Origin of the sequence: Clostridium sp. MCC344, from assembly GCF_018785365.1 — a bacterium.
GTDB lineage: Bacteria > Bacillota > Clostridia > Lachnospirales > Lachnospiraceae > Pilosibacter.
Genome location: NZ_WQPQ01000072.1, coordinates 1 through 252 on the forward strand (window position 1 = coordinate 1; position 252 = coordinate 252).

Here is a 252-nt window from a genome sequence, read left to right on the forward strand (position 1 = left end):
GGCAAAATATAAGGAAGAATTTCCATGGCTAAAAGAAGTGGACAGCCTTGCTCTGTGCAATGCCCAGCTGCACCTACAGACTGCTTATAAAAACTTTTTCAGGGATCCATCGTTTGGTTTTCCGAGATTCAAGTCAAAAAAGAATCCTGTTAAAAGCTATACCACAAACAGCGTCAATGGAAATATCCTGTTAAAAGATGGGAAGCTGAAGCTCCCAAAGGCAGGCTGGATCCGGATCCGGCAGCATCGTAA

Annotated in this window: 1 pseudogene; it reads left to right on the top strand. The window is 43.7% G+C overall.

The features are described 5' to 3' along the window. Positions 1-252, top strand: a pseudogene (locus GPK90_RS19825) (RNA-guided endonuclease TnpB family protein); the annotation flags it as partial.